The 22499-nt window shown below is 42.9% G+C and carries 20 protein-coding genes; 6 read left to right on the top strand and 14 right to left on the bottom strand.

Annotation, left to right across the window (positions count from 1 at the left end; all coding sequences use genetic code 11):
• The first annotated feature begins 68 nt into the window (after positions 1–68).
• Positions 69–2108: a ribonuclease catalytic domain-containing protein gene (locus SYN7509_RS0216990; protein WP_009631297.1), complete on the top strand. Its 2040-nt coding sequence runs from the start codon at positions 69–71 to the stop codon at positions 2106–2108.
• Here the strand turns inward: SYN7509_RS0216990 and SYN7509_RS0216995 are convergent.
• Positions 2105–2722: a hypothetical protein gene (locus SYN7509_RS0216995; protein WP_009631298.1), complete on the bottom strand. Its 618-nt coding sequence runs from the start codon at positions 2720–2722 to the stop codon at positions 2105–2107. The two genes, SYN7509_RS0216990 and SYN7509_RS0216995, sit on opposite strands and share 4 nt — an antisense overlap.
• Before the next feature lie 352 nt (positions 2723–3074).
• Here SYN7509_RS0216995 and SYN7509_RS0217000 point away from each other — a divergent pair, with 352 nt between their 5' ends.
• Complete coding sequence (locus SYN7509_RS0217000; RefSeq protein WP_009631299.1) at positions 3075–3911, top strand: hypothetical protein; 837 nt, start codon at positions 3075–3077, stop codon at positions 3909–3911.
• A gap of 29 nt (positions 3912–3940) precedes the next feature.
• Here SYN7509_RS0217000 and SYN7509_RS0217005 read toward each other — a convergent pair whose 3' ends face one another.
• Together SYN7509_RS0217005 and crtH are read right to left on the bottom strand one after the other, a co-directional pair.
• The gene (locus tag SYN7509_RS0217005; RefSeq protein WP_009631300.1) at positions 3941–4843 is read right to left on the bottom strand and encodes an alpha/beta fold hydrolase; all 903 of its coding nucleotides are present in this window, start codon (positions 4841–4843) and stop codon (positions 3941–3943) included.
• Positions 4844–5029: 186 nt separating this feature from the next.
• Positions 5030–6526 carry a carotenoid isomerase gene (gene crtH / locus SYN7509_RS0217010; protein WP_009631301.1) on the bottom strand — a complete coding sequence of 499 codons (1497 nt, stop codon included), beginning with the start codon at positions 6524–6526 and terminating at the stop codon, positions 5030–5032.
• Positions 6527–6847: 321 nt separating this feature from the next.
• Here crtH and upp point away from each other — a divergent pair, with 321 nt between their 5' ends.
• From upp to SYN7509_RS0217025, 3 genes are all read left to right on the top strand, one after another.
• Positions 6848–7498: a uracil phosphoribosyltransferase gene (gene upp, locus SYN7509_RS0217015; protein WP_028954397.1), complete on the top strand. Its 651-nt coding sequence runs from the start codon at positions 6848–6850 to the stop codon at positions 7496–7498.
• A 64-nt stretch (positions 7499–7562) separates the two neighbouring features.
• Complete coding sequence (locus SYN7509_RS0217020; RefSeq protein ID WP_009631303.1) at positions 7563–7907, top strand: ssl2009 family thylakoid membrane protein; 345 nt, start codon at positions 7563–7565, stop codon at positions 7905–7907.
• Between the two features lie 113 nt (positions 7908–8020).
• Positions 8021–8293 (top strand): YggT family protein, encoded by a 273-nt coding sequence (locus SYN7509_RS0217025; RefSeq protein WP_009631304.1) that lies wholly within the window; start codon positions 8021–8023, stop codon positions 8291–8293.
• A gap of 95 nt (positions 8294–8388) precedes the next feature.
• Here SYN7509_RS0217025 and SYN7509_RS0217030 read toward each other — a convergent pair whose 3' ends face one another.
• A complete protein-coding gene (locus SYN7509_RS0217030) occupies positions 8389–8820 on the bottom strand; it encodes a hypothetical protein (protein WP_009631305.1) in 432 nt (143 codons plus the stop codon).
• 139 nt (positions 8821–8959) lie between these two features.
• On the opposite strand from SYN7509_RS0217030, the gene SYN7509_RS0217035 reads away from it, so the two are divergent.
• On the top strand, positions 8960–9538 hold the full coding sequence (locus SYN7509_RS0217035) for a hypothetical protein (RefSeq protein WP_009631306.1): 579 nt from the start codon (positions 8960–8962) through the stop codon (positions 9536–9538).
• Between the two features lie 3 nt (positions 9539–9541).
• On the opposite strand, the gene SYN7509_RS0217040 is transcribed toward SYN7509_RS0217035, so the two are convergent.
• The 10 genes from SYN7509_RS0217040 to SYN7509_RS0217085 form a co-directional block, all read right to left on the bottom strand.
• On the bottom strand, positions 9542–10999 hold the full coding sequence (locus tag SYN7509_RS0217040; protein ID WP_009631307.1) for a site-2 protease family protein: 1458 nt from the start codon (positions 10997–10999) through the stop codon (positions 9542–9544).
• A 79-nt stretch (positions 11000–11078) separates the two neighbouring features.
• The gene (locus SYN7509_RS26235; RefSeq protein ID WP_009631308.1) at positions 11079–13397 is read right to left on the bottom strand and encodes a putative bifunctional diguanylate cyclase/phosphodiesterase; all 2319 of its coding nucleotides are present in this window, start codon (positions 13395–13397) and stop codon (positions 11079–11081) included.
• A gap of 68 nt (positions 13398–13465) precedes the next feature.
• The gene (locus tag SYN7509_RS26240; protein ID WP_009631309.1) at positions 13466–14458 is read right to left on the bottom strand and encodes a PstS family phosphate ABC transporter substrate-binding protein; all 993 of its coding nucleotides are present in this window, start codon (positions 14456–14458) and stop codon (positions 13466–13468) included.
• A gap of 170 nt (positions 14459–14628) precedes the next feature.
• Positions 14629–15072: an ATP-binding protein gene (locus SYN7509_RS0217055; protein ID WP_202807243.1), complete on the bottom strand. Its 444-nt coding sequence runs from the start codon at positions 15070–15072 to the stop codon at positions 14629–14631.
• Positions 15073–15090: 18 nt separating this feature from the next.
• Positions 15091–16983: a SpoIIE family protein phosphatase gene (locus tag SYN7509_RS27760; protein ID WP_158506164.1), complete on the bottom strand. Its 1893-nt coding sequence runs from the start codon at positions 16981–16983 to the stop codon at positions 15091–15093.
• A 271-nt stretch (positions 16984–17254) separates the two neighbouring features.
• Positions 17255–17584 carry an anti-sigma factor antagonist gene (locus tag SYN7509_RS0217065; protein ID WP_009631312.1) on the bottom strand — a complete coding sequence of 110 codons (330 nt, stop codon included), beginning with the start codon at positions 17582–17584 and terminating at the stop codon, positions 17255–17257.
• Positions 17585–17609: 25 nt separating this feature from the next.
• Positions 17610–19733 carry a glycogen debranching protein GlgX gene (gene glgX, locus SYN7509_RS0217070; protein ID WP_009631313.1) on the bottom strand — a complete coding sequence of 708 codons (2124 nt, stop codon included), beginning with the start codon at positions 19731–19733 and terminating at the stop codon, positions 17610–17612.
• A gap of 18 nt (positions 19734–19751) precedes the next feature.
• On the bottom strand, positions 19752–20132 hold the full coding sequence (locus SYN7509_RS0217075) for an anti-sigma factor antagonist (RefSeq protein WP_009631314.1): 381 nt from the start codon (positions 20130–20132) through the stop codon (positions 19752–19754).
• A gap of 31 nt (positions 20133–20163) precedes the next feature.
• Positions 20164–20508 carry a carboxymuconolactone decarboxylase family protein gene (locus SYN7509_RS0217080; RefSeq protein WP_009631315.1) on the bottom strand — a complete coding sequence of 115 codons (345 nt, stop codon included), beginning with the start codon at positions 20506–20508 and terminating at the stop codon, positions 20164–20166.
• A 65-nt stretch (positions 20509–20573) separates the two neighbouring features.
• A complete protein-coding gene (locus tag SYN7509_RS0217085; protein ID WP_009631316.1) occupies positions 20574–22409 on the bottom strand; it encodes an AGE family epimerase/isomerase in 1836 nt (611 codons plus the stop codon).
• Positions 22410–22499: the final 90 nt, after the last annotated feature.

Genomic DNA, 22499 nt, shown 5'->3' on the forward strand with positions numbered 1-22499 from the left:
TTGGGCAAAGCGGTTACAAAATCGCTTTCAAGTTGCAGATTAAAAGTTAATAATTTTTTACGTTTGTTGTGGATAAGGGAACGCTAGTTGAATTTAAAGTCCAAGGCGATCGCCGACTTGCGGTGGTAGATCGTCCTGATGGCAAAACACGTTGGTTTGTAGTCGATGAGCGCGGTACTGCTCATAGCTTAACGCCTCGACAAGTTACCTATAGCGTTCCCGGACAAACTTATAAAGCTTCAGAAATTCCTAAGTTTTTAACCGCAGTCCAACCTTATATCGATCCGTCAAGCTTGGAAATAGCCTGGGAATTGTTAATAGAACTGGGGGAGGAAAGTGTTAACCCAAAAAAATTAGCTTCCTTACTATTCTCCGAGGAAAACCCACCCCAGTGCTACGCGGCACACTGCTTATTATCGGAGGATAAACTTTATTTCAAGCTAAAAGGCGATTATTACGAACCGCGTAGCGCCTCCCAAGTAGCAGAACTCAAGCACCAAAGCGAAGTAGCCAACCTTCGCCAAAAAGAGCAAGAGCAATTTTTCGCGCGAATTTCTCAAGTTCTAGATGGTGCAACGGTAGAGTGGGAAAAGTACGATCGCCAACGTTTAGAAGCGATAGAACGTTTTGCCTTAACCATGGTTGAGACAGGGCGGTCAGGAGGAATGCAAGATCCTAATCGCAATCCCCCGGCGTTGCTACTAGAAATTATGAATCATCTAGGACGCACCGCTACCCCGCAAGCGGTAATGCAATTATTGATTGATTTAGGTATCTGGAGCGAGCATGAAAATTTGGTATTGCGGCGCTCATTAATTCCGTCTCAGTTTCCTATCAAGGTATTAGAAGTGGCGCAGCAGTGCTTAGATTCCCCACCACCAGACTTAGACCTAGACCGTTTAGACTTAACGCGGTTAAAAGTTTATACAATTGATGACGAGAGTACCAGCGAAATTGATGATGGTCTAAGTTGGGAAGTATTAGCCAACGGACAGCAAAAGCTATGGGTACATATTGCCGATCCCACGCGCTGGCTAATACCGGAAGATGAATTAGATAAGGAAGCAAGAAGGCGCGGTACAACAGTGTATTTGCCTACAGGGATGATCCCAATGTTTCCCGCAGTATTGGCTACAGGCCCAATGAGCTTAATTCAGGGCAAATCTTGTTGCGCCTTAAGTTTTGGTGTAATTTTAGACGAGCTAGGGGCGGTGGAAAGCTACAGTATCCATGCAAGTGTAATTAAGCCCACCTATCGCCTGACCTACGAAGATGTAGACGAGATGTTGCAACTAGGATTACGAGCAGAACCAGAAATTGCGGCGATCGCCTCTTTAGCCCAATTACGTAAAACTTGGCGGCATTCTCAAGGCGCAATTAGCATTCATTTACCCGAAGCCAGCATCAAAGTCAAAGGCGACGAAATTACTATTAATGTTTTAGAAGATTCGACTTCTAGGCAGTTGGTAGCCGAGATGATGATTTTAGCTGGGGAAGTTGCGGGGCGCTACGGTCAAGCTCATAATATTGCTTTGCCTTTTCGCGGTCAGCCGCAGCCGGAACTACCTTCTGCCGAAGAATTGATTCAATTGCCCGCCGGGCCTGTCCGTGCTTGCGGGATGCGCCGTTGTATGCCTAAAAGTGAGATGAGTATTACCCCCAGTCGTCATGCTGGATTGGGTTTGCAAACTTATACGCAAGCAACTTCCCCCATCCGTCGCTATAGCGATTTGCTAACTCATTTTCAACTCAAAGCTCACCTGCGGGGCGAAGATTTGCCTTTTTCCGCCGAACAGCTTAAAGAAGTGATGTTAAGCGTATTTAGCGTCACTCAAGAGGTGGTTCTGGTAGAACGACAAACTAATCGTTATTGGGGTTTAGAGTATCTCCGCCGCCACCCAGAGGAAGTGTGGCAAGCCTTAGTTTTGATGTGGTTGCGCGAAGACACGGGTTTAGCATTGATTTTAATTGAAGACTTGGGTTTACAGTTGCCCATGCCCTTTAAACGAGATGTCGCCTTGGGCGAACAAGTATTACTCAAAGCTGCTTATGTAGACCCCCGCCAAGACATACTTCAGTTTCAAGAAGTAAGTCATGCAGAGGTTTAATCGGGCTTTTTGAAGTCTTGCAAAATTGCTGATAAAGATAAATGCTTGCGAATATCCATCATTTCGGCTAAAGATTGCCCACTTAAATCGCTAGAAACTTGAGTTGGTTCTGGTGGTAGTACGGTAACTACAGGGGTATTATCTATTAAATCAGTCTCTACAGATTGGGTTTCTAATAATGGCTCTGGGATAGGTGGTGGCTCTACTTCTACCGTAGTAGTCTTATTGCCTACAGTTTCACCTTGTTTGAGCATTAGTCGGCGCTGCTGGCGACGCGATCGCCCACGTTTAGGAATTGTTGGCAAATTATGCCGCCATTTATAAATTGCTACCGTACTTGCCACACCAGCACCCATTAACGCAATTGTTGGCAACCAGTTACCCCCGGTAGGAGTAGGTGCTTTTTGACTAGCGATGGTAGTTTGTTGGCTGGAATCTTTATCGGTACGCCCGGTATTAGTTAAGCTGACAACCGCGATCGCGGCGATCGCCATTGATAAAGCGCCAAATCCCAATATTAGCAACCAAAGATATATCAACAATGGCGACTTATTCGGCAGCTTCGACTCGGTTAATTTGGGCGGAGGCTCTTGAGTATTAAGGTGGTTTGTCATCGCGATTTTCAACGACTATTTAGAGATTTTACATTTAAGGCGATCGCTCCTCCAAGATCGGGATCAACCAATTGATAATACATGGCTTCAGTCCTATAGACTGTAACTTCAAGATAATATTTAAACGAATATATCCAAAAATAAGTAGATTTTTGACTAAGAGTGTTTAAGTAATACTTAAGAAGTTAGAAAGTGCGATCGCCAGTAGATGATCGAGCGGAACGCTCGAACCGATAGGGCTACACCTTCTGCTAATAAACTAGCCCTAATAGTATCCAAAATTTAGGGTACGCACGTCTGAGACACGTGGGATATAATTTTATACTCAATCAATTTCTTATTTGGAGTTATTATGCGTTATTTTGACGTATTGGTTGGTGCGATCTTAGCACTAGCCATCCCCTCGACTGCTGTCGGTGCGACCTGTGAAGATAGCTTTGTCAAGAAAGGCAACGAGCTATCAGGGCTGCGCTTTATCGCGGAGATTGCCGTTGAGGATTTGATGCCGCCTACCGCCATTGGTCAGATGCGTGGGATAGCGGTAGCCAAGGGCTATGACATCATTACCGAAGAGGCAGAGTATGGAAGTATGCTGATTGAACAACCACGTTCAGGTTCAGTACGACCCTTCCCGATTGTTGTCACTGCGACATCAGAAGGTGGTGCTTCGCGAGTAAAGCTGGAGGCAAAATTGTTCAGAGGGATGTTTGCTGGTGTAGAGAATGCAAAGACCGAACTATGCAGTATGTTGAACAAAGTGCAGGGTGGACCCGCCGGGATTGAAGCTGCGGCGCGCAGTAAAGACGCAGTTTCAGCCAATGCGCCCAGCGTCAGTGCCTCAATGACGCTTTCACAGCAAATTTCCCAAGAAGCCGCCAGCAATGCGGCGATTGTTCCGTCGCGCTATCGGGGGAAGTCATACACGATCAAAGGGCGTGTTGCTTATGTAATTGAGGATGCCGATAGCTATCGCATTGCTTATGATATTCCAGAAACGACTAGCGATCTCGCTCTGCATATAGGCAAGTTCCGGTTTTTGACACAGATTAGCTGCATCGTCGCCAAAGGGCAGAGCGCTTACGCATTATCCCTAAAGAAAGGCAGCAGCATTAAGCTAACTGGTCAATATCGCGACTTTGACCAATTCAAGCACGTCATGTGGTTTGACGGTTGTAGACCCGCCGAATAAGAGATTTTGCTCAATAGCTAATTTTTAATTCATTCTTCGCTGAGAATAGCCGTTTGAGCCAACCAATCAATAATCAAAGGATTTACTTTGTCTGGTGCTTCATCGTGGGGACAGTGACCAGCATTGGCAATCGGCTTCACCTGTACCGGTTGACCCATTGCGCTTAAGTCTTGAAAAATCTTCGACCCATTAATCGGAGTCCAGGGGTCAGCATCTCCCCAAATTACCAACAACGGACACTGAACTTTAGGCAATAACTGAGCAGGGGTTGGCCCTGGAGGTGCAGTTAAAATTGACACAAAAACCTGTTGCGCCCCTTCGTCGCAAGATGGTTGATACAGCAGGTCTACAAGCTCATCGGTAACGGCTGTGCGATCGCGATACACTTGCATCAGACTCCGCCTTATTTGCGACTTTTGCCGCACTCTATTAAACAAAACTTTGCCAGTAATCTTAGAACGTATTAAGCGATTAAATGCGCCCATTACCAACCTTAAAGGCGGATTTAGTTCGTGGGGACGGTGGCTAAGTCCTCCCGCACAGTTAATTAGAATTCCCCCCGCCGCAATGTCTGGATGATTGGCAATCACCATCAAGCTTAATAATCCGCCGATAGAATTACCCACAAATACCGCCCGTTGCCGAATATGCGCCGTCCAAAAATCTTTAACTAATTCTTCCCATAATTCCATTGTGTAGTTCAACGGTGGCTTATTGGAACTTCCAAACCCCAGTAAATCAATGGCAAATACTCGGTAGCCCGCCGCAGCTAATACAGGGATATTTTTGCGCCAGTGTCCGATAGAAGCACCGAAACCATGAATTAATAATAAAGGTTGTCCCGTACCCATGACTGTATAGCCAATTTTGTAACCTTTCCAGTCCCAAGTTAGTTTGTCGAAAATGCCAATTACCTGTTGCTCAGTGATCACAATAAACTTTATTAATATTTGTAACTACTTAAATTGTAGATTAAAGGGCGTTGATGTCGGTGTTGCTGAATTGGTAATGGGTAATTGGTCATTGGTAATAATTTCAATGAGCAATTTTCAACTTTCAACAACGCCCACAATGTCTAGTTCCCCCAGAATTGGGGGTTAGGAGGTGTGTAAAGCTGTTTAAAGTCCCAAGTCTACCGCTACTCGATGAGCGCAAGCAAAACCAGAAAAAGCTACAGCATTCAATCCTTGTCCGGGAAAGGTACTATCACCCACGCAATAAAGCCCAGGAATTGATGTGCGGTTAAAAGGCATCCCCAATAATCCCATTAACTTCCGCCGGGGGATAGGGCCATAAGTACCATCTTGTCGATTTAAAAACCGTCGATGGCTGCGAGGCGTTCCCACTTCCATGTAGTCTAAAGCCGCATCTAAACCCGGAAAAATCTGTTCTAAACGTTTAATTATTTTTCCTGCCGCCGCTTCTTTTTTTTGTTCGTACTCGCACTGAGAAAGCTCTTGCCAATCTTCTACCCAGCTTGGAGTAAAAGTATGAATAATATGATGACCCGCCGGGGCTAAATCGGGGTCTAGTAAGGTAGGAATTGAAACAAAAATAGTTTCTTCCATTTTTTCCCAATCTTCTACCAAAATATGATGGCATTCTGTCCCCACAGGCAACAATTGCGCCTTTACACCCAAGTGCAGATTTAAAAAACTCGGAGATTTTTGATAGCGTTGTTGCCATTTTTGCTCGGAGGCTGGCATTTTTTCTTTTGGTATCAATTTCTCGAAGGTATCCCAGCGCGTAGCATTAGAAATAATCCTTTTTGCCCTGTAAACTTTTCCCGAAGCTAGCTTTACGCCAACGGCGCGATTATTTTCGGTCAGAATCTTTGTAACTCTAGCTTGATACTGAATTTCTCCCCCAGCTTTTTCTAGCCCATCGGCTAATTTTTGGGCAATTTGACCGACACCGCCTTTGGGGTAGTTAATTCCGCCGTAATGACGGTCAGAAAAGACCATTCCCCCATTAATCATTGGTGTCAAGTCGGCGGGGACTACTGACCAGATATAACACTCTATATCAATAAACTTCAATAACAAAGGGTCTTTAATATACTTTCGCGCTACATCGCCCACATTTTGGGGCAAATACTTAACCAAACCCAAACAAGCCAAAGGATGCTGAAAAAATACCCGTGCTAGATATCTTGGTTCTTCTAGGGAAAGTAAATCCATCCGATTGAGACAGTTAAAAACTGTCCAGCATTCATCGTAAAATTGGCGGATACCTTGCTTTTCGTGAGGAAAATAACTTAGGAGTTCTTGCAAAAATTTCTCATAATCGCGGTGAACTTTTACTTCTAAATTGTTAGGTAAATGATAGTGAATTTGCACCGGGTCGGGGATCGTTTCCAGACTTACATTTACTGCCTCTAACGCTTTGGTGAGAAGGTTTGTAGTGCCTTGAGTCCCAAAGCCAAAAATCATCGACGCGCCAACATCAAAGCGGTAGCCTTCGCGCTCAAAATACCCCGCACTTCCTCCAGGAATTAAATAGCTTTCTAGAACTAGCACTTTAGCGCCCTTAGCTGCTAACTGAGTAGCCGCCACTAAGCCGCCAATACCAGCACCGATGGTGATCGCATCAAATAAAGTTTCGGCAGTAGGCATACATTCAACTTTGTTTAAGAGTTCTAAATAAAATTTTTGCGCTTGCTGGATATACAGTTTAGCTCTTTTTAGCTCTCCGCACCAGGCAAAAAAAATAGGATGGGTCTGCTGACTTGAGCCGACCTATCCCATCTGCCGATCCTTAAAGAGAGGAGAACACTGAAAATTACTATAAACTTGATTGAGAATTTATGTCAATAGCTAATGCAAATTATTTTCAATTAGCGGCAAAAACTATAGGAGTAAAACAGACTTTTTTTCCAGATTGGTACTAAGAATATTATGATGAGTCAGACTTTAAAAGAAGTGCCACCCCTAGCTATGACACTGCAACTACGTGTTTACGTTCCCCCCCATCCTTTAATCAAGCACTGGCTAGGAGTTGCCCGCGATGAGGCCACGCCGTCAGTATTGTTTAGAAGTGCGATGACTGAGTTAGGGCGTTGGCTTACTTACGAGGCAATCCGCGACTGGTTGCCTACAGAAGAAACTATCGTGCAAACGCCCCTAGCACCTTGCAAAGCGACGATGATTGATTTTACAATTCCGATTGCCGTAGTACCAATTTTACGAGCGGGGTTGTCTTTGCTTGAAGGAGCGCAGACATTGTTACCTTTGGCATCCATTTATCATTTGGGATTGGTACGAGATGAAGCAACTCTTACTCCTACTTGCTATCTCAATAAATTACCTGCGCAGTTTGTACCCGAAACTAGAGTATTGATTCCTGAGCCAATGTTGGCAACGGGCGGCTCAATTATGGCAGCAATGGAGCAATTGGTATCTAGAGGAGTAGACCCAGCCAAGGTGCGGATTATTTCAGTAGTAGCTGCGCCTCCAGCTTTGCAAAAACTCAGTGTTGCTTATCCAAATTTGATTATTTACAGTGCAGCTATTGACGAAGAATTAAACGATCGCGGGTTTATTGTGCCAGGATTAGGGGACGCAGGCGATCGCACCTTTGGCACTTGAGGGGCAATACTTCCGGTAAAATAGTCTGTATTTAGAGCGAGTCATTTTTGAAGACGGTAAGCATATGAATCAGCGCGATGGATTTACAGGCGGCTTTATAGCAGGGACAGTTGTAGGCAGTGTTGTAGGCGGTGTCATCGGCGCACTACTCGCTTCACGAGTTTTAAATGAAGCAGACAGCGATATCGAGCCAAGAAAGAAAACAAACTTAGCAGAGGGTAGTAACTCTAGACCAAAACGCCGTCCGCTTAAAGCTTCTTCCGAACAAACAATTGAGGTGGCGCGGCGCTCTTTAGAAGACAAAATTGCCCAACTAAATGAAACAATTGACGAAGTACGCCTAAACTTGGGCAATGTAAATGGAAACCCACTACCAGCCAATTTAGAAAGGACTACTTTGGGAGAATAACTCAATAGTGGGTTATTTGCCTTACTATTGTCAGAGCAAAAATCCGCAGAAATCGGCTAGATTAAAGTCAAACCGATATCGCTGTTAAAACTTACCACTCGCTGAATTAACCTATGTCTTCAATCGCGTTACTCGCCAATACGCTATCTACTTTTATCACCATTTACACCGGGCTATTATTTGTTCGCATTTTGTTAACTTGGTTTCCCAATATCAGCTTTTACAATCAACCCTTTGCGACTCTAGCCCAACTTACCGATCCTTACCTTAATTTGTTTCGGTCAATTATTCCGCCTCTAGGTGGCATGGATTTTTCGCCAATGTTAGCAATAATCGTTCTTCAATTGTTGGGTAGCTTTGTGGCAGGAATTCCAGCATTTGTATAGAAATAATTAAAACTTGTAAAGACAAAACCCGCAATAAGTACGGGTTTTGTCTTTAGGGTAATGAGTAAAAACAATTACTTTCTAATCAATAATTCCTATCTTCTAACTTGTCCGCTAAAACCTGCGGCTTTAAACTGCTTGAGTTGCAAGGGTAAAGGCTGATTTGCGGGTACAGAAATTCGCATATTAAACTCGCTTACACCCGCAGGTATTTCAGGAATTGAGCCAAGTCTAGTACGGTTTTGCATTACTGAGTCATTGTTAGCATCGTAAATCCGCCCAAATACATCAGCGTCATAAACAGATTTACCCGAAGTATTTTCAGCTTTGCCCGTCACAATAAAACAATTAGCGGCGGTGGTAGTCCCGCTAGTAACCGCCCCTTGAGCGAGTTCTGGGGGACACTCTTTATAACCAATATCTGTTAATTTAATTTGAGTTAGCGCACTAGCTGAGGGAGTATATACCAAGGAACTTATCCCCAATAGCATAGTCAAGGCGATAACAAATAGGGAGCGTAACCGCATACACTGCACCACATAAAAGGCAACTTTTTTAGCTTACCACGCGATCGCTCCAAGGAAAATTTACCCTACTTTGTGAGGAATCGCGATTATTAAAGTTTTGTCATAATTAATTAATCAAGTGCGAAAGCGCAAGTTAGCCATGACACCAGCCGATCTTGAAGCCGCCCTAAAAGCTGCTTTTAGCCGTTGCGATCACAATTTTTGCCCTTTAAGTGAGGAGCAAAAAGAAATCCTGCTGCAAGTAGCGGCGGAATTGAGTGGGCAAAAAGCAAAAACTAATAATAGGTTAAATAACCCCTTAGACGAACTTTCCCCAGAGCAACGTCAGAGCTTTTGGCAATATATTCAAGTTCAAGAGCAACAAAATCTCTCGTGGAAAGCGCAGTTACTCAATGATTGGTTGCAAGAGCGCGATTCTGGGGAAATGCAATTTATCCGCGAATCCTATGGTTTTGCTTGGCTTAATCGCATTCAGCCTGCACACATTGCTAAATATGCCCAAGAAGTCTTAAAACTAAAAATAGGCGATCGCATTGAAGTAGCTAACGGTTTATGGGAATGGGTGCAAGAAAATGGTCCCTGTAGCCGCCAATGGTTTCCCTGTACAGTAGTTGCTGTAGATGACACAAGTTGTACGATTCGCTTTAGTAACGGCGCTGAATACCAAATTCAGGGCGTTTACAACTGGAATCGTTACAATTGGCGCTGGATAGAATAATAACTAGCCACCGATGCCCAAACGCCCCGCCAATGCTGGCGTTAGCGGCAAAAGGACACAAATCATCAAAAATAATGCAAGTAAGCCTAAAGCCGCTCTAGCATCGTCTGGTTCGGTAATTTCGTTGAGGCTGGGACGCTCCAAATCACGCTGTAAAAACAAAATTGCGATCGCCCAATACATGGCTACAGGGTTTGCTAATGATGCCACAGCTAAAATAATTAACGTGGCAATAGTAGCCCGTCCTGCGGTCTTGCGCCCGTAAATAGCTTGTACAATCCGCCCCCCATCCAACACCCCGGCGGGCATTAGGTTTAGAGCAGTAATCACTAAACCCAACCAACCGATTACTGTTAATGGATTTACGTCAACTAAACTATCGTGGAGATTAGCACCAATAATTACCCGTGCTAAAGTTCCCACTAATATTGAGCCTTGAAAAAACTCTGTAGGGACTTGAAACAAACTACCGGGGTGAGATAGCAATAAACCAACTATTAGCAGCAATAGAGAAAGCAAACCCCCCGCCGCCGGGCCTGCAAAAGCAATATCAAACAAAGCTTGGCGATGGGGAACTAAAGACGCAAACCGGGTAATTGCGCCAAAAGAACCTAGTTGTAAAGTTGGTAAGAAAAAAGGCGGACTCAATTTAACTTGGTAACGTCGCGCTACAAAGTAATGAGCAAGTTCGTGGGACGCTAAAATAGCAATAATCCCGATACCAATAGGTAAAACCTCTGTAAAACGCTCTAAGTGAGTAAAAAAATCAAAACCCAGTAATATACCAGCCGTTTCAAAAATCGTCGCCATAGTGGCAATAATTAAACCCACTGCCAAGATATACTGACTCACCGTTACTGGACGTACATCGGCGCTACGGGGAAGGATGATTACTACAGGTTTGGCATCTACATTTTCGACCAAAAACAGCCGATAGCGATCGCTTAATTTCTCCTGCAAGGAAGCCGTCAACTTTTTGTGTACAGCTTCTGGTTCTCCGCGCAAGTTTCCCTTAATAATTACTCCTTCTTGATAGGGAATTGTTTCTACAGCAAAATAAGTATCAATACTAAAAATTCCTCTAATTGCTACCATATCGTCCGAGGGAATCGGGACTATAGTTTGCTCTGGTGGCTTGCTTGGCGTAATCGTCTCGTTGGTGGGAGTTGGTGGCGTAAGACTAGGTTTAGTTTGGGTTTGGGTTCTTAGCCGATTATTAATTGCTATATAAGCCACCGTTGAAGCTACAACTAAAAATAAAATACCCACAAGATTTAGATAAATTCCGGCAGCAAATAAGCCAAAAAACAACAACCAAGGAGCAATTAAGACCACCGACTGTAACCAAGTCAAAAGGCCTAACTTGCCCAAAGCTTTAGCTCGATAAAAACCCCAGCCCAATATAGCGCAAGCTACCAATACAACTAAGGCGATCGTAGAAGTTTCTGATGCGGTGTACATTTTTAAATAAAACTACTTTTTGCTATAGCCTATAAGTCTACCGTAATCCCGTAGGCTATCCAAAAATCACCCTGGATCTCTAACATTGAGACTGGGCTGCTAATAGATCCTCAATTGCTTTCGTATTTACGGCTTTTGAGAAAAAATACCCCTGTGCGTATTGGCATTTGAGCGCTTTGAGTTTCATTAGTTGCTCTTTGGTTTCTACGCCTTCGGCTACAACCTCTATTCCCATATTTGCGGCTAGAGCGAGGATAGTTTGGATAATCTTAATTTTAGAATTGTCGTCATCGTCATGGTTATTCATACCCAGGACAAAAGAACGGTCAATTTTTAAGATGTCAATAGGAAAACGGTGCAGATAACTAAGGGATGAATAGCCTGTACCAAAGTCATCTAGACACAAGATTATCCCTAAACTTTTTAATTGCTTGAGAGTTTGGTCAATTTGCTGACTATTTTCTACCAGTACGCTTTCGGTAATCTCTAAATGTATATGGTTTGGTTGCAAGTTATAGGCATCCAAAATTTCTTTTATAGATTTAACTACATTGGGGGAGGTGAATTGTTTGCTAGAAAAGTTCACACTCATAGTGATGTCAGCGTTAGGAAATTTTACTTGCCATAAATGTAACTGCTTGCACGCCTCGCGCATTACCCACTCTCCCAAAGGAATAATTAGCCCCGTTTCTTCTGCTATAGGTATAAACTCTGTAGGTGAAACAAAGCCTAAATCGGGATGCTCCCAGCGCAATAAAGCTTCAAATCCAATGATTTTGGCAGTTTTTAGTTCTACAATCGGTTGATAATAAATTTGCAACTCTTGGCGTTCTATAGCTCGGCGCAAGTCTGTTTCTAACTGCAACGTTGCTATTGCTTGGGAGTGCATATTGCTATCAAAAATTTCATGCCTGGCTTTACCTTGAGATTTAGCGTAATACATAGCTGTATCTGCATCGCGCAAGAGGTGGTCTGGTTGATCGTAACCTTGATTATTGATAGCAATGCCAATGCTAGTGGCGGCAAACATTTCGTGACCGCTCAAATTAAATGGTAGTGCTAATTCCTTTTTGACTCGCTCGGCAATATCTGTCGCCGAATTGACATCTTTGATGTTGTCTAGCAAAATTGCAAATTCATCGCCTCCCAGGCGCGCTACAGTATCGCTAGAGCGGACGCATTTTTCTAAACGGCGGCTAAGTTCAATTAATAAGCGATCGCCTATGCGATGCCCCAAACTATCATTAACTAACTTAAATCGGTCGAGATCCAAAAATAAGACCGCAAACTGGTAATCTTGATGGTGTTTGGCTTTTTGAAAGCAATTGGTTAGGCGTTGCATCAACAAAGCTCGATTGGCAAGTCCTGTCAGCACATCGTGCAAAGTATCGTGGACTAATTGTTTTTCAATTTGCTTAAAATGGGTAATATCCACGATGATGCCCCGTAAAAGCTTCGTATTTCCGGCTTCATCTTTTACCGCTTGTACCAAATCGCGTAGCCAGACTTCACGACCATCTTTTGTTTTGGCTCGATACTCTACTACTTCCTCTTGTCCCATAATTACTGCCACTTGATAGCGGCTTTGAACTATCGCCAAGTCGTCAGGGTGAATATAAGTTTCCTGAAAATTCGCCTGATCCAACCATTTACTAACGGGATAGCCGAGTAATTCTTCTGCTCGTTGGCTAATAAAAGAAAATTGCATTGCGATCGCGTCGGCTTCCCAAACGATCGCATCTAGTCCATGTACTAAGTCGCGAAATCTTTGTTCTGAGGCTTGAGCTAAGGCTTGCAATACTTCGCTATGAATCTTAGCTTCCTGTAAGGTTTTAATTAAGCTTTGTAATTGCTTTTCCATACTGCCAACTACTTTAGTGGGAAAAAAGATAATTAAAATACCTAGCCCCGTACCCAGGGTAATCGACAAAGTAAAAAATGCTAAAGTCGTTTTTTCTAAATTGTCTTGAGACAAAGTAACTTCTACAGTTCCCAAAGTGCGATTATTAAATTTAATTGGTGCTGTACTTCTAGAGTCAAGGCTCTGCCACCATAGTTTATCTATTTGAAGATTATGTTCGTAATGTGCGATCGCCATTCCTCGCTCATCTAAAACTCTCAGACTTACTTGTTCTGTTTCGACAATTTCTTGGGCAATTATCTGGGTGTATTTGTGGCTTTGATATTTCCACAAATTCGGCTCTTGCAATACCAAGTCAGTAAATTTTTCGGCGAGGTTTTGAGCATGGATAGTTGCAGTCCTTTTTAGGGCGGTAATTTCCAAAAAGTAGAAAATTGCTGGAAACCCCAAGCTAATTAATAACCAAACTAGCACTGTTAATGGATATAATCGTTGTCGCAAACGTTTACTTAGTCTAATTTCTGTTTGCAAGTCCATAAGAGGTGCGTTGAGACAAATAGGTTTAAGTTTCGATCTAAATCAAGTCATTATTCCCAAACTTAAAACTACTTTTTGTCTTCCCCCATTGCCAAATAGCTATTGGCGGCTAATATTTTTGCTCCATCCTGCGATCGCACAAACTTTATAAATTCTTGAGCATCTGGGGAAATTTTACCCGGATGAAAAACAAAATACAAGTTTTTGACTAAAAGGTATTTGCCCTTAGCGGCATTTTCTATAGTTGGAGCAATACCATTAAATTTCAAAATTTTTATAGAAGATAGTCGTTTTTCTGTTGTAATTGTTCCTATGTCAGCGATTCCTAGAGCTAGAGGTGTTTTTTCTAGTTGCTGGTTCATTTGTTGGTCTTTGTACAAAGTAGTCCAACGCTCGTCTTTCTGGCTATCTGTGTAAACTTGTTTAAACCCGCTAATTTTTTGCTCTAATATAAGAATCGAGCTATCGCTAGGCTCTCGCGTCAAAACGATTATTTCTTTACCATCAAGCCACTGAGTTTTTTTGCCTTGATAAATATCAAGTAATTGGGCGGAAGTAATATTATTGTCAGCGACGGAGGGATGAACGGCGAAAGCTAGAGGCGTTTTTGCGATCGCAATTACTGTAAGTCCCAGTTTTTTTTCCTTTTCTTTCAACGGTCTAGAAACCATCCCAACAGCCACTGCACCATCCGCCGCCGCTTGAATTGCTCCACCAGAACCAATACTTGCAGGCACATTTATCTTGATTTCGGGATGAGTTTTTTGAAATTGTCTGGCTAAAATTCTGGTGATTTCTAAACTTACTCCCGATCCAGCAAAGGTTAGTGGTGTTACGGTGGGCGGTTGTATATCTGTTTGGGGCTTAATTGGTGTATTTAGTGAGACAGTGTTATTAACTTGACTCTGGTTATCTTTAAGTAAAGATCGCCATACTAATACGGTATTGACGGACATCCCAAAAAATATTAGTAGTATTAACCACCAAACTATATCGATGCTTTGCACTTTGGCGAAGTTTGTTAGCCTTTGCCAAAACGCTGAATGCTTAGGTTTATCCATTTTTTAACCACAACAACGTTGTTTATTAACTCACATTCGTAGGTTAATTATAGATACCTAGTTGGGTTAGCGCTGACTGAGTAGTATAGAGCGCAACCAGTCTATATAGGTTAATTTTATCAAGTCTAGAATGCTTAATTCTATAGTTCCCATTTTTGCCATGATTATAACTAAGCTGACAAATTTGTTGTCCGATTGACTACAAAAATATTGCGATTGCGATCGCCTAGCTTCTCATAAACAAACTTATCCACCCCTTGAAAAGCTAGAAAAATCCCCAATCCCCCTATCGGTCTTTGCGCCAAAGGTCGCTCCAAAGTTTCGGTTTCTACCGGTACTTTTTCCAACGGGTTAAAGGCTGCACCCGTGTCTTCAAGGGCAATTGTGACGCAATGATCGTCAATATCGGCTTGTACGCCTAATACGCCCTCTTTTCCCGCTTCTTGGTAGCCATGAATAATTATATTGGTGGCAATTTCGTCTATGGCTAGACGCAGCTTGTAAGCGGCTTTTTTATCTAATCCCGCTTGAGTGGCTACAGCAAGAATGTATTTAGCGATCGCATCTAGTGATTCAATAGTTCCCGGTACGGTTATAGCTTCCATAAGTTTCATCGTAGTTTTAATAATTAACTAATCAATGGGTGTATTCCACTGCACCGCTAACATGGTGATATCGTCAAACTGTGGCGCTGAGTCGGTATGAGCAACTACATCGGTTTTGATTTGCTCTAAAAGTTTGCAGGGAGAAGAAAAGGATTGAGTTATTAAGGAAACTAAACGCTTGTAGCTAAAAAATTCCCCCGTAGGACTTCGCGCTTCGGTAACTCCATCGGTGTAGCCAATTAAACTGTCCCCAGGTTCTAATTGCAAAGTGCCGATCTTAAACTTAGCATTGGGAATCATCCCAACGGCTGGCCCTGTAGGCGCTAGAGTTTGTTTAATCACTCCAGCATTGGCAACTATTAGCGGCTCGTGTCCGCCATTAATATAAGTCATCAATCCTGTATCCGGGTTGAGGATGCCAAAAAACATGGTGGCAAACATCCCCGTCTCGCCGTGTTCTTTGACAATATAGTTATTGGTAATTTCTACTGCTCCTAGTCCATAGGTTTGCTCTAGTTGGTTTTCTTCGGGTGCTTTAGTCAGACAATTTTCAGTTGTATTTCTGGGAGTCAGTGCTAATTTATCCAAGCAAATTTGTCCAGAAAAAACTCTAATAAAGCTGCGAAATAGTCCCATAAACATTGCTGCGCCGACACCTTTATCGCAGACATCAGCAATTACAAGTCCGACATAGTTGCCAGGAAGCATAAATACATCATAAAAATCCCCAGCTACGGTTTTTGCTGGCTCAAAAACTGCGGCAATTTCCCAGTTAGGCAATTTTAAAAGTGGTTCTGGTAAAAAATCTCTCTGGAGTTTTTGACCTTTTTCTAAATCGAGTTCTAAAGCTTGTTTTGCTTCATTTAATTGCCTTGTTCGTTCCGTAACTCGATCTTCCAAAGTGCGGGTATAGCTACCCATTTCGGCAACCATTGAATTAAATGTTTCTGCCAATAGTTCCAGTTCATCATTACTTTTAATTTCAACTACTGTATCAAAATTGCGATCGCGTACTTTTTGCGCTCCTTCGTACAGTTTAATAATGGGTCTAACTAACCACTGTGCCAAAATAAAAGCCACTAATAGCGAAAATAGCAAGCTGCCAACAATCACATGAAGGTAAGTATATTTCAACCCTTCAAGCTGTTTAGCAATGCTTCTCACATCCATATCTAAACCCATGACAGCGATTACTTTGCCGCTTGCATCTTTAATCGGAATCCCCGCCGTAATAAAACTACTCCATTGATTGGCATAAAATGTACTGTCAGATTGTGCTACCCCATCAAAAGCTGGAGCAAGGGAAACAGAGCCAGGAGTATAATAATAGCCAATCCAACGGTTGCTTTTTGAGGTAGACGTAGCGTATCTATATTCTCCATCCTCTGCTAAAACTCTTAATATTTTTCGGTCAGAGGAGTTAGGCGCAGTAGTAACTAAATAACTACTCCAAATAAAAACATCTGAGCTATTATCTCGACGGGTTCTATTTGTAATATCTCCTAGTTTTTGAGCAATAATTTGATAAATTTTTAAGTTAACAATTTTGGTTCTTTCCGCCTGAGATTTCAAGCCATCAGCAGCTATCTGAGATTTAAAACCACCGGCAGCAATTTTTTCTTCTAAAAGTATTTTATGATCTGTTGGAACACTTGCCTTTGCTACTTGGTTACTTATCTGGCTAATTGCCTTGATATCCTCCGGTGTAAAACTTGCAGCTTCTTTAGTCCCAATAGCTTTTAATTCCTCAGACAAATCTGCCAAAATAGCGCCTTGGGTGCGGGTATAGATCCAGCTAATACTTGCCCCCGCAACGCTAACTGACAGTAAAGAAATAGCTAATCCTAATTTGAGATAAAAAGGGAAAGTTAGCCCTTTTTTCGCCATTATCTTAGGAACGTCAATAAGGCTTTCTGCCACACTATTTTTTTTGGGCTTTTGCAGCTTTAAATAACCAAGCATCTGCATTTTTTTACCTTTGCTATCAAGCAAACGATCAGGTTATCAATGATTTAATCATCGATAAACTTATGGACTCAAACTAAAAATTTGTAGAGCTATAGCAATCCTATTTGATTCATAAACATTAACCGTAGGGGTGTAAGGCATTACACCCCTACAACGTTCGCAATTGATTTAGGATTGCTATAGAATTATTTTCTATCTCTACTGCAACTAGCAGACAAGTATTTTAAACTTGAGCAACTCCGTATTCTTCAACAACAAATACACTTTCAGCAAAGCCAGTTTTGGTAAGAGTATCTAGCACCATCTCTTGAGGAGCAACTACATAAATATCAACGTCAGAACCCATCTTTTGTTTAGCAAAGATCAGGACGCGCAAGCCAGCACTAGCCATGTATTCTAAGTCTTGCATAAACAGCACAAGTTTCTGTGGTTGACTTGCGGCGGCTTGTTCTACCGCAGTTTTAAATAAAAGTGCTGAACCTGCATCTAATTCGCCAACTAAAGTAATTTTAGCGACATCTTTGTCCATTTCTAGAGTTGCAGTAAAAGCCATAATTTTGTTTTCCTTTGATGTAAAATTATTTACCAACGAGAATAACTACCGTGCGATCGCCTAGTAGTAAACCAGACTGATTATCTAAGCGCGGTTCTGTCCCTGGAATCCAGCTATCTTCCCCAGGGTTAGAGCCTGTATTAGCAAAAACGTGCCATTGCATAGAATCCGGCAATCCCGGCAACTCAAACCAATGAGCAACATAATCGGTATTCATCGCTACATAGATGTAGTTATCAACTACCGTTCCCTCTTTGGCGTGTTTGCCACAAAGCATAAAAGCTAGGGTGCGGCTAGACTCTGACCAATCAGCACTCCAAGCTTGCTGTCCGTGCCAGGTGATGTCTGCGTAACCGCTACCAACATAGTCTCGATTCTGGAAGTGAAAGCGATTTCTTAGTACCGGGTGAGCTTGGCGGAAAGCATTGCAGTGGGCAAAGAATTGAAATAAATGCTTGTTGGATTCTAATAGCGTCCAATCGATCCAGTTAAGTTCGCTATCGTGGCAATAGGTATTGTTATTACCTTGCTGACTGCGCCCAACTTCATCTCCCATCAAAATCATGGGTACGCCTTGACTAACCATCAACATAGCAACAGCATTTTTCATCTGCCGTTGACGTAAGGCATTTATTCCTGTATTTTCTGTCCACCCTTCAGCGCCACAATTCCAGCTATCGTTATCATTACCTCCATCGTTATTGTTTTCGCCATTTGCCTCATTGTGCTTATCGTTGTAAGACACCAAATCCGCCAAAGTAAAGCCATCATGACAAGTAATAAAATTAATCGATGTCGCTGGCCCTCTACCCGCCCAAGCATACAAATCGGGAGAACCTTGGAGACGTTGAGCCATATCGCCTACACAGCCCGGTTCTCCTTTCAAAAACTTGCGAATCCCATCGCGGTACTTACCATTCCATTCTGCCCAGCGTCCAAAGGCGGGAAAAGAGCCGACTTGATATAAGCCGCCAGCATCCCAAGCTTCAGCAATTAGTTTGCATTTAGCAAGGATGGGGTCAAAAGCTAGAGATTCTAAAAGCGGTGGATTTGCCATTGGCGCACCCCAAGGATCTCGCCCCAAAATTGACGCAAGGTCAAAACGGAAGCCGTCAACGTGATACTCCGCCGCCCAAAAGCGCAGACAATCAAGCACCATATTTCGCACAATGGGGTTATTGCAATTTAAGGTATTGCCCGTACCGCTAAAGTTGAAATAGTACCCATCGGGGGTAAGCATATAGTAAGTTTGGTTATCAATCCCCCGGAAGGAAATTGTCGGGCCGCGTTCGTTACCTTCGGCGGTGTGGTTAAAAACTACATCTAAAATTACTTCAATACCGTTTCTGTGTAGTTCTTTAATTAGCGTTTTTAACTCGTCAACCTGCATTCCCAACTTACCTGTAGCTGCATAGCCAGCTTTGGGAGCAAAAAAGCCGACGGTACTATAACCCCAGTAATTAAATAACATTTCCCCGGTTTTGGGGTTGGGGCGGCTATTTTCAAATTCATCGAATTCGTAAATAGGCAGTAATTCAAGACAGTTAACGCCTAATTCTTTAAGGTAGGGGATTTTTTCGCGGATAGCTGCATAAGTCCCTGGATGCTTGACTCCAGAGGAAGGATGACGAGTAAAACTCCTGACGTGAGCTTCGTAGATAATTTGATCTTCTGGTTCAATTTCTAAAGGGCGGTCATCTTCCCAATCAAAGTCATCAAAAGCAAGGCGGGCGCGGTGTTGGTATTTATCGTTCCAATCTGGCGTATTACCCCAAACATCTCTACCGCCAATGAGTTTGGCGTAAGGATCCATGAGGATTTTGGTAGAATCAAACCAATAACCTGCGGGGGGGTCAAAAATTCCATCCATGCGGTAGCCGTACTCGATATCTTCGTAATTGAGATCGAAGACAATCATGCTAAATACGTTGCCAATCCGAAAAGCATCAGGAAAAGGAATTTCTACTAAAGGTTCGAGGGCGTGTTTTTTGAATAAAACTAATGTACAAGACTTAGCATGGCGCGAATAAATCGAGAAATTTACACCTCCCGGTAATAAAGTAGCGCCAAAAGGTAGGGGTTTACCGGGTCTAAGCTTGTAGCCGTTGTGGGTGTGAGTGGGGCTAATATCAATTCTGCCTAGGGTCATGGGGATAATTTACAATTACTAGGTGGGTAATACTTGGGGTTGATTCTTTAAGGCAGCAATTCCCGCTTCAACGGTATCGCAGTTGATAAAGTAGTCTAAAAAACCTGTAATAGACATCGTGTCTTTGATGTCGTCCACTAAGCCAACTAAAACTATTTGCCCTTCTTGGTTTGTGACTTGCCGATACAAAGACAACATCATTCGCAGTCCCGCACTCGACATATAAGGAACTTTAGTCATATCCAATAAGAGTTTGACCTGGGGTTGAGCAAGAGGTAGTAGCTGATCTTCGACCATCGGAGCGGTGTTATAGGTTACTTCCCCATTCATTTCAACTAGGGTGATGTTGGTTGCTGGGTTGGCTTCTGGCAGTGGTATCGTGGCGATTTTAATTTCCATATTTGAGCTGTTTAGAGGTTGAAAGATTGACTTATTGGTTATCTAAAATTTCGTTGAGGCTACTAAAACAGCCAGCAACTTTGTTGAAACCTGCATAAACGCACATAAATAACAGTAATTCTTCAATTTCGGCGCGGGTTGCTCCTTGCTTAGTTGCCATGTCTACATGAGCCGCAAAGGGGCTACCTGTACCGATTTGGTCTTGAATTACTACATCAACCGCGATCGCAATTAAGGCTTTAGTTTTTTGGTCAATTAGCGGCAATCCCCACGCTTCTCCAGCAACTCTAGTCACAAAATCGCCAAACTTGGGGTTAATTTGTTTTAACGCCTCTTGGAGTTCGTGGTCGTCTAAAACTGCATTTTTATAAGTCATATGTGATCGTTTTCCAGTATTTTTTTAACTAGGAGGCAGTAACTAGCACTACCTCCCACAAATCCCTAAACTGGGGCAATTTGAACTTTAACGGTGACTCTTTCGGTTGTTTGGGGCAATTTTACCGTCAGCGCTTCCGCATCAAAATCGGTGTAAGGTTCGCCGTTGATTTCGCACTTGGCAATTTTGACGCTACCAGGGGGCAAAATATCGGGTTGAACGCGCAAAATATTATCTTTAAACCCTCCCGGTTGCGGCTTAAAGAAGAAGTCCATCGGCTGCTTATTCGTTAGCAAATTGGTGTAAACCGCCGCTAAAAAGCATAGTTCGGTGGAGTGATAACCGCTCATAGAGTGGCTACCCTTAAAACGCTCTGTACCTGTGAGAAAAGGAATGCCGTTAGCTTGGACGTTGAAATAAACCCCGCCGTCGTCATGGTCTAAGAAATAGGCATTGTAGAAAGCTGTAACTTCCCGACTATGGCGCAGAGATTCGGGATATTTGAGAACGCCTTGCAAAATCATATAGGCTAGGATAGCTTGCTCTTGCTGCCACCAAGCTTTGCGATCGTGGTAGACAAAGCGATAATGTTCTTCCCCAGGCTCTAATTTGCGCTCCAATACATCATACCAACCTCCCCGTTGGCGATCGCTGGCAAGGTCTGGCATTAGTACGGCTATTTTGGTTGCTAAAGATTTGTATTCCTCTTTAGGTTTCAACGAGTGCATCCGCATCAAGTTCCAAGCAATTTTCAGGTTGTGACCAACCACCGCCCGGTTTTGCTGTCCTACCCAGGTACTATCATGCGACCAGTCTTCGTGAAAGCGCTCTTGTACAAAGGGACTATTTTCAAAGTCAGGGAAGTATTTAGCAATAGTATCGAAGGTGTCTTCTAACATCTCTGCGTACTCGGCTTCACCTGTTGCTAAGTACAAATTGATCAAATAAGCCGGAGCATGATCTCCTACGGAGTTCCAGTTTTTACGGGCGCGATTGACTCCCAATGTCTCGCTACGGGGGTCTAAAGTTAAGGGATCAATACTGGAAAAATAGCCGCCTTGTACGGGGTCGCGGTAGAAGTTTTTAAACAGTTTGACAGTTTTTTGGGTATCGCTGAGAATCTGGGGATCTCCGGTAATTCGATAAGTCTGTACTGGCCCTGCTAGAGCGTAAACTTGCTCGTACATGGGGATCGATTCGCGGTCTTCGCTAAAAGCATCGCCATGTTCAGAAGATAATAACTTTAATTCGCGATCGCCTTTAACTTGAATGCCGTGATACCAGTAAACAATATCTTCATCTTGGTCATAAAACCGCATATGGTCGCGCAGGTATTCTGTTCCTTTTTCCGCCGCTTCCAAAAATCGGTCTTCCCCAGTCATCATGTAAGCAGTAGCAAAACCATAAACTAAGCGAGAAATCGTATCGGTTTCTTGCAGATAGTCATCTTGCTTTTTTTCCCCAGCTAAATTGAGGTAAGTCCGGTAATTACTGTAATCAATTTCTTGGTTTGGATAGTTAAATTGCCATTTGAGATAGGAGTCAGCAATGGAGTGAATTTGCTTCACCCACCAGTCGGGTTCTTCATGGCGATAGTTTTCGGGTGCATCTCCAGGGAAAACTAGCGATTTAACTTCAAACTTATGTTCGCCACCTTGGGGGTAAAAGATTCCATAGGCAAAAACGTGTTGACCGGGAATTAGTAGTTCTGCCAACCGCCCCGTACAATCGTTGTAAGGCTCTTCTAAATTGTGGGTAATTCGAGCGTAAACTGTTGGGGTTAGGTAAGCTTGAAACTCTTTGCCATCAGAGGTTTTAATCCCAAAGCTTTTTTCTGTCCGGTTAAAAGAGGTAACGTACCCGGCGATCGCATCTGAAAATGTAAACTCAATATTACTCATCTATTTGTCTCTCTTTGCTAAAAGATAATTACTTGAATTTGCTGATATTCCACCCTAGACAACACAATTTTTAAGCCAGATTTATGGCTA

Source organism: Synechocystis sp. PCC 7509, assembly GCF_000332075.2.
Lineage (GTDB): Bacteria > Cyanobacteriota > Cyanobacteriia > Cyanobacteriales > Chroococcidiopsidaceae > Aliterella.